7 protein-coding genes and 1 pseudogene are annotated in these 6,679 nt (G+C 68.5%); 5 read left to right on the top strand and 3 right to left on the bottom strand.

Annotated elements, in window-relative coordinates; all coding sequences use genetic code 11:
* The first annotated feature begins 620 nt into the window (after positions 1 to 620).
* Complete coding sequence (locus D473_RS0118850) at positions 621 to 827, top strand: hypothetical protein (protein ID WP_241474821.1); 207 nt, start codon at positions 621 to 623, stop codon at positions 825 to 827.
* Positions 828 to 1,309: 482 nt separating this feature from the next.
* Here D473_RS0118850 and D473_RS28185 read toward each other — a convergent pair.
* Positions 1,310 to 1,441 (bottom strand): annotated as a pseudogene (locus D473_RS28185) (ATP-binding protein); the annotation flags it as partial.
* Between the two features lie 44 nt (positions 1,442 to 1,485).
* Between D473_RS28185 and D473_RS0118840 the strand changes: the two are divergent.
* Both D473_RS0118840 and D473_RS0118835 read left to right on the top strand, forming a co-directional pair.
* The gene (locus tag D473_RS0118840) at positions 1,486 to 2,238 is read left to right on the top strand and encodes a helix-turn-helix domain-containing protein (protein ID WP_152436878.1); all 753 of its coding nucleotides are present in this window, start codon (positions 1,486 to 1,488) and stop codon (positions 2,236 to 2,238) included.
* Positions 2,239 to 2,245: 7 nt separating this feature from the next.
* Complete coding sequence (locus tag D473_RS0118835) at positions 2,246 to 2,497, top strand: DUF397 domain-containing protein (RefSeq protein WP_017610601.1); 252 nt, start codon at positions 2,246 to 2,248, stop codon at positions 2,495 to 2,497.
* 226 nt (positions 2,498 to 2,723) lie between these two features.
* Here the strand turns inward: D473_RS0118835 and D473_RS0118830 are convergent, their stop codons facing one another.
* A complete protein-coding gene (locus D473_RS0118830; protein WP_017610600.1) occupies positions 2,724 to 3,017 on the bottom strand; it encodes an Lsr2 family protein in 294 nt (97 codons plus the stop codon).
* 480 nt (positions 3,018 to 3,497) lie between these two features.
* On the opposite strand from D473_RS0118830, the gene D473_RS0118825 reads away from it, so the two are divergent.
* Together D473_RS0118825 and D473_RS0118820 are read left to right on the top strand one after the other, a co-directional pair.
* A complete protein-coding gene (locus D473_RS0118825; RefSeq protein WP_017610599.1) occupies positions 3,498 to 3,929 on the top strand; it encodes a DUF485 domain-containing protein in 432 nt (143 codons plus the stop codon).
* The gene (locus tag D473_RS0118820; protein WP_026127096.1) at positions 3,926 to 5,647 is read left to right on the top strand and encodes a solute symporter family protein; all 1,722 of its coding nucleotides are present in this window, start codon (positions 3,926 to 3,928) and stop codon (positions 5,645 to 5,647) included. The genes D473_RS0118825 and D473_RS0118820 overlap by 4 nt, the downstream gene beginning before the upstream one ends.
* Before the next feature lie 10 nt (positions 5,648 to 5,657).
* Here D473_RS0118820 and D473_RS0118815 read toward each other — a convergent pair.
* Positions 5,658 to 6,679: hypothetical protein (locus D473_RS0118815; protein WP_152436877.1), on the bottom strand; the 1,022-nt coding region annotated here is incomplete at its 5' end.

Genomic DNA, 6,679 nt, shown 5'->3' with positions numbered 1-6,679 from the left:
GCAATGTGGCCACCACAGGGGGTTTGGTAGTTGGGACCCCCGCTTCTTCGGCGACCGGGCGCCGGGGGGTGGAGGGGTTCGTCGAGGTGGGTCGGGAAGCCCGGCGTCAAGGGGCGGAGCGCACACCCCGAGGCGCCCCACACCGACCACGCACGACGCCGCCACCATCCCCGCAAGGAAAGGTGTGTGGGGGTGGCGCCGAAGCGGGTTGCGCGCAGACCCGGCCGGGCTAAAATCCCGACCCCGACGAACCACGATCCCCGGCACCACAAGAAACCCCACTACCCCACCCCCCCATCAACGCTTTAAGGGCTTTACGGCAGCAGTCCATGCACGGCACGGATCTGCTCTACTGCCGGACGCTCAACTGCAGCAGGAGACGGACAGCGGCACAATCAGTCCTGAAGACATGGCTGCGATGGGGACTGGATCTACGGACACCTGCGTCGCGGCCGTTCTTGGCGTCAGCGGTACCGCGGCTCTCATCACGAGTGCCTGCGCAGGTCCGTGCGTGGTTCCCGGAGCGGGCCCGGCGGTATGTGTCGCGTGCATCGGCGTCTGTGCCACTGTCGGTGGAGCGTCGGCCACCGCCGTCGCCAGCTGCTTCGGGTGAGGTCCTCATGATGAAAAAGACGTGGATGTTCGTGATGAGCCTGGTCGGGATGGCCATATCGGCTGCCGTGTTGATCTTGCTCATCCCGTCGCTGTTCCGCTCGGGCGAGCAGGTCAGCCTCTGGGCCGTCGGGGCGTTCGCGTTCCTCACCGTGGCTTTCGCAGTGGGGATGCTGTACTGGCGTCCATCGACGTCGACCTCGGACAGCAGATAGGCCCCGGGTCACGAGACCCCACGAAGGTCGTGACGGACGCCGAGGGACCCACCGAGCGTCTGTCACGACCTTCGCCTGTACGGGATGGTTACGAGCCGAGCGGCGTCGATGCCCCCTTCACCTCTTGTCCGTCCCTGGCGGGACAGGGACGGACAAGAGCGGCCCGATCAGGAATGGAACGATGAGCCCCGACAGCTGTCACATCTGTTGGCGACAGCCTGGCTCAGGCCGCTACGGGTCCAGGACACGTGCCAGAGACCGGGCGTCGGTGACCTCGGCCAGGCCGGTGGAGGAAGCCCCCCAGAACGAACCCGTCGACTCTCCGAACCACACGAGCAGGTGCGGGTGCCGTCGTTGGACGGCGGCGGCCTCGGAGTGTTCGTCGGCGTACTCGGCAAGTCGTCCGCCCAGACGGGGCGGGTCCTGAGCTCGGCGCCGGCGGCAGGAGACGTGCGTGCACCCGAATGAGGACTGAGCCGAAGGCGTCCGTTTCGGTAGTGGGCACGGTCGGAACGGCCGGTGAAGTAGTGGCGGCAACGGGGTGGGACCAACTCACCGAGCGGGACGGCCACTTCGGGCAGGTCGGCCAAGGGTGCAGCTGCGGTTGCGGGCATGACGAACGAACTCCTTCGCGCATGGGAGTTGAACTGGGGTCGGCGTGCCCGCAGGGGTGTGGCCTTCCACGCTGAGCAACATCGAGGCTGCCGAAGCCCGCCGCATCAAGCCGCGCGACATCGACGCGCTTGCTGATCTCTATGAGACTTCCGAGGACCAGCGTGCTGTTCTTCAGGAGCTGGCTCAGGAGTCGAAGGAGAAGGGTTGGTGGTCGAAGTACAGGGACGCGTTCGGCGGCAACGCTCTGCCTGACTTCGAGGTTGAGGCCTCCATGGTCCGCATGTACCAATGTCAGGTCATCCCTGGGCTTCTGCAGACCCCCGAATACGCAGAAGCCGTCTTTCGAGGTGGGGGCGCCTACACACATGACGAAGTAAGGCCTAACGTCGACGCTCGTGTCCAGCGCCAACACATCTTGTCCAGGCACAACCCGCTACACCTGTGGGCGGTGATTGATGAGGCAGCCTTCCATCGCCAGGTCAGTGACCCCTCGGTGATGCAGGAGCAGCTTCAGCACCTGATCAACATGGCGATGCGGCACAACGTGAACATCCAGGTCCTGCCGTTTCAGGCCGGCATGCATGCTGCTCTGTCCGGATCGTTCTTCCTCCTGGACTTCCCCAGCGAGCTCGACCCGAGCATCGTCTACACAGAGACATCGACGGATAGCCTCTTTTTCCAGGAGAGTGCATCGGTGCAGCGGTATGTAACTATCTTCTCGAACCTGAACGCGGCTGCGCACCGTCCAGCGGAGAGCGTCCACTTCCTACAAGAGGCCTTGGAGTCCAGCGAGTAGCATGTCCATGAATTACGGACTGTCCTTCTTCAAATCCAGTTACAGCGGTGACCGAGCCGAGTGTGTAGAGGTCGCCCACGTCCCCGCCGACTTCCACAAGGGCAGCTACAGCGGGCAAGGTCAGAACTGTGTAGAAGTCGCCGACCTCCCCTGCGGCGCAGCACTCCGGGATTCCAAGAACCCCGCCAAGGGCCACCTCCCCTTCTCCTCCGTCGAGTGGACGGCCTTCCTCACCAGTGCCCGCACCGGTCGTTCGTAGCCCGTCTGAGCAGAAGAGCGGTCAGCGCCGGTAGAGCAGACATTCCCCGCCCTCCGGCTCGCCAGAGGAAGTGAATGCTCGCCAGAAAAGCACCGGGAAGAGCCCCGACCACGGTTCCCGGGCTGGACGTGGCATGGGGCGAGGCGTCGCGCGTCGCCGCCACGAACGCGAGCGGGGCCCGCCGCCCCGATGGGCGACGGGCCCCGCACGATCACGGCCGTCGGGCTCAGGAGTCGTCCGCTCCGGCGCCCGCGGTCGCGGGCTGCTCGGAGTCCGTCTTCTCGCTGTCCGTCTGCTCGGTGGAAGTCTGCGCGGCCTTCTTGCGGCGCTTCTTCACCGGACGGGAGAAGTCGACGAGGGGCTCGAAGCGTTCCTGGTGCTCCTCGAAGCACTCGGCGCACGCGTCGACCTCGCGGACCGTGCCCTCCCAGGCGAACTGGATGACCTCAGACGCCTCGACCTTCTCCTCGCGGACGGCGTGGGTATCGCAGTACTTGCGCGTGAAGACCTCGGTGACCACGGCGGGGATTTCCCTTCGGTATCGCGTGAACGGGCGGACCCCAGTAATCATACACGTGTACGAAAGCCGAGGGGATGGCCTCGGAGCGGCCGTAACGGATCCGGGGTCGCCTGGAAGCCTAGCGAAGGCCGGAGGTCACCGGTGCCACACGCGCGCCGAGTACCGGGTTCCACAGCGCCGTCCGCCGGGTTCCGCGGGTCGTTCGCGGTGTCTTCGCCGGGTCACGGAAACGGGCGGAAAGCGAATCAGTGAATCATTCGTCCGCTTTTTTCAGTTCTTGTGAACTTCGGTCCTGGGTGGATTTCACAATTCGACCACAACGCGCGCGCTGGTCTGGCTAGGGTGAATTCCCAACCGGGACGAATCCGCCCGCGAGCGCGCGCCGATCCCGGGGCACGGCCGATGCGCGAGGGGAGTGGCCGTGCGCGGCCGCTCGGGCCGCAGCATGCGCATCCACGCAGATCATCCAGGGGGAGGGTCATGGTCGAGCACGTCGAATACATGGAGGCGGGCCCCGGCGGACGCGCCGGCGAGCACGCAGGATCACAGCGCCGCCGCGCGAGCAGGGCCGAGGAGATCGAGGTCGCCCATGCCTGCGAACGCCTGTGGGTCGACCCCGATTTCGTGCGGTTACGGCGAAGATATGCCCTGTTGTGCGGCGTTCTCGTCACCCTGTTCCTGAGCGGATACCTCACACATCTGTTGTTGAGCGCTTACGCCCGCGATTTCATGAGTATCTCCCTCACCGGACCGGTCAATGTCGCGTTGGTCTCCGGTCTGGGCCAGTTCCTGCTCGTGTTCGTCCTCACCTGGCTCTTCGGCCGCTGCGCCCGCCGGTGGGTCGACCCGCTCGCCGACCGCGCGCGTTCGCGTATGGAGACCGAGCACGGCACCGAGGCGGTGCGGCCGTGACCCCTGCACCTGCCCGAGACCTCGCCGACGGGGCCCTGGCCGGCCCATTGGGCGCCGCGCACGTGTGGACCGTCGGGCTGTGCGCCCTCTTCGTCCTGCTCACCCTGGCCATCACGGTCCGGGCCCGCCGCACCACCCGGGGCGCCGTCGACTTCTACGCCGGCGGTCGCGGTTTCTCCGGCACTCAGAACGGCCTCGCCCTGACCGGGGACTACCTGTCGGCCGCCTCCTTCCTCGGCATCGCCGGGATGATCGCACTGCAGGGCTACGACGGGTTCCTGTACTCCATCGGTTTCCTCGTGGCCTGGCTGCTCGTGCTGCCCATGGCCCAGCTCATGCGCAACACCGGCCGCTTCACCATGGCCGACCTGCCCGCCTTCCGGATGCGCCGCATGCGCGTACGCCTGGCCTGCACCGTCTCCACCGTCACCGTCTGCGTGTTCTACCTCGTCGCGCAGATGGTCGGTGCCGGGGCCCTCTTCTCGGTGCTGCTCGGTCTGCACGACGGGAGTTTCCCGGGGCTCACCGACTCCCAGGCGCGCACCGGAGCCATCGTGATGGTGGGCGTGCTCATGATCGTCTACGTCATGTACGGCGGGATGAAGGCCGCCACCTGGCTGCAGATCATCAAGACCGTCGCACTGTTGGGCGTGACCGGGCTGCTCACCGTCCTGGTGCTGGCCGCCTTCTCCTTCGATCCCCGCGCTCTGCTCGGCGGGGCGGCCGAGGCGAGCGGCCACGGGTCGGCCTTCCTCGAACCCGGGCTCGGCCTCGGACTGGAGGTGCCCGGGGACGCCGCCGCGACCCTGTACAACAAGCTCGACATAATCAGCCTCGGCCTGGCGCTGGTACTGGGTACCGTCGCCCTGCCGCACATCCTCATCCGCTTCTACACGGTGCCCGACGGTCGCGCGGCGCGGTCCTCGGTCAACCGCGTGGTGTTCATGGTCGGCACCTTCTACCTCATGACGCTCGCGCTCGGTTTCGGCGCGGCCGCCCTGGTGGGCTCCGAACGCATCGTGGCCCTGGACCCTTCCGGCAACACCGCCGTGCCCCTGCTCGCCGAGGAGCTGGGCCGGCTCACCGCGGGGCCGGTCGGCGCTGCCGTGCTGCTCGCCCTGGTCTCCGCCATCGCTCTGGCCACGATCCTCGCCGTCGTGGCCGGCCTGACACTGGCCTCCTCCTCCTGTATCGCCCACGACCTGTTCGGGAACGTGCTCATGTGGGGACGCCCGCGGGAGTCGCAGGAGGTCGCGGTGGCCCGCTTCTCGGCGTGCCTCGTCGGCGGGTCGGCCCTCGTGCTGGCGATCCAGGTCCAGGAGCAGAACGTCGCCACCCTCGTCGGTCTGGCGTTCTCCATGGCCGCGGCCGCCAACCTGCCCGTCATCGTCCTGACCCTGTTCTGGCGGCGGTTCAACACCCGCGGCGTGGAATGGGGCATCTACGGCGGGCTCGCGGCGACGATGCTGCTCGTGCTGTTCTCCCCGGTGATGTCGGGCAAGACCGACCCCGCCACCGGCGCGAACCTGTCGGTGCTGCCCGCCGCCGTCGACATCCAGTTCGTGCCCCTGGAGAACCCCGCGCTCGTGGCTGTACCCCTGGGGTTCCTGTGCGCGATCGTGGGCAGCCTGCTCTCGGGCGAGAGCAACGCAGCCCGCTACACCGAACTGCGCGTGCGCTCGCTCACCGGGTGGGCCGCAGAACGGGAGAGCCCCTGACGACGGACGCTCATGGGGCTTCGGACGGGGTGTGGCGGGCACCGGCCATGGCGTCGCGCACCCGGCGCAGGAACCCCGGGATGCGCGGGGCGTTGCGCGCGATGCGGTCGTAACGGGCGCCGTCCTCGGCCAGCTGCTCGCGGAGGGTGCGTTCGCCGCGTTTGACCTTGGCGCGTTCCTCACGGCGGGTCGAACCCCGGACCGCCCAGAACATCAGCGCGGCAAGGGGGCGGAACAACCCCCGACCGCGCACGTCGAGTACGGCCGTCACCGACCAGTAGCCGTCCTCGCCGGGGGAGGGCGTCAGCCACGCACGGACCCGCACCAGCCGGTGCTCGGCCACGACCAGGGCGGGTGGGGCACCGGGGTCGCCGCGGCCGGCGGCGGCCTCGTACCAGGAACCGGTGTCGAAGGACAGGTCGGCCCGGGCACGCCGCAGCCAGGCGCCGCGGCCCGGGAGCTGGACCCGGGTGGTGGCGCGCAGGTGTTCGCGATCCCCGTCGTGTTCGACGTCGCCCCAGGTCACCGCGGTCTCTCCGCTGGAGGTGTCGGGCATGGCGTAGGAGAGCGCGGAGCTGCCGTGCTCGTCCCAGGACGCCACGGTCAGGCCGGTGCCGCTCCAGCCCTTGTCCTCCTCGGCCGGCTCCAGCGGTACCCCGGCGGGGGAGAGCTCGGCCAGGAGATAGCGGGAGCGCACGGCGAGGTGGCGGCCGCTCTTCAGCTGCAGCGCCAACCGTGAGGCGGCCACGGCCTCCTCCTCGGCGGTGGCGGTCTCACCCTCGGCCCTGGCCCGGGCGCCGCGCTCGGCCGCCTCGCGCTGTTCCTCGCGCAGGCGGCGGGCCTGCTCGGCGTCGATCAGACCCAGATCATCGGCTTCGGTGCGCAGGTCGGCGACGGTGGTGCGGTCGGGCAGGGCGAGCCAGCCCCGCCCGTCGAAGCGGCAGGCGCGGGCGATCTCGTGGAGCGCGGCCACGGTGTCGGCCAGAACCGCGCGGTCCACGGGGGTGATGTCGAGGGTGTGGCTCAGGCGGG

This window comes from Nocardiopsis xinjiangensis YIM 90004 (assembly GCF_000341145.1).
GTDB classification, from domain to species: Bacteria; Actinomycetota; Actinomycetes; order Streptosporangiales; family Streptosporangiaceae; genus Nocardiopsis; species Nocardiopsis xinjiangensis.
This window is presented reverse-complemented; position numbering and strand designations above follow the sequence as displayed.